Origin of the sequence: Brenneria sp. g21c3 (genome assembly GCF_040240345.1) — a bacterium.
In the GTDB taxonomy this organism is placed as follows: domain Bacteria; phylum Pseudomonadota; class Gammaproteobacteria; order Enterobacterales; family Enterobacteriaceae; genus Brenneria.
Genome location: NZ_JBEIAB010000054.1, coordinates 1 through 563 on the forward strand (window position 1 = coordinate 1; position 563 = coordinate 563).

General features: G+C 46.7%; 1 rRNA gene. It reads left to right on the forward strand.

Going from position 1 to position 563, the window contains the following annotated elements:
• Window positions 1-175 precede the first annotated feature (175 nt).
• A 5S ribosomal RNA gene (rrf, locus tag ABRZ28_RS24275) occupies window positions 176-291 on the forward strand.
• Window positions 292-563: the final 272 nt, after the last annotated feature.

Genomic DNA, 563 nt, shown 5'->3' on the forward strand with positions numbered 1-563 from the left:
ATAGGCTGGGTGTGTAAGTGCAGCGATGCATTGAGCTAACCAGTACTAATGACCCGAGAGGCTTAACCTTACAACACCGAAGGTGTTTTGGTGAGAGAGACGAAGAATTTTAGCTTGTTTTGAGATTGGTTCTGATGGTTGTGTAATAAGCAACGGTTAGGATGAAACGAATTTGCCTGGCGGCGATAGCGCGGTGGTCCCACCTGACCCCATGCCGAACTCAGCAGTGAAACGCCGTAGCGCCGATGGTAGTGTGGGGTCTCCCCATGTGAGAGTAGGGAACTGCCAGGCATCAAATAAAGTAAAAAGCCTCATGCGCAAGCATGGGGCTTTTTGCGTTGGGGGAAATAAGGCTGTTGTTGAGACGGACATGCATTGATTCAAACGGCCTCGCCCACTATCTTAATAACCAGACCAAAAGTCTCATACGTAAATGTGGGATTATAGATTAACCCCATAGATCACCAGACACTTCGCCTCTCTTAAAATAAGAGGTAGTCTTGGAACTATGTTTAACACCAGTCAGAATAATAAGATGGTTGAAGTGTTATCAGGACCTGAGC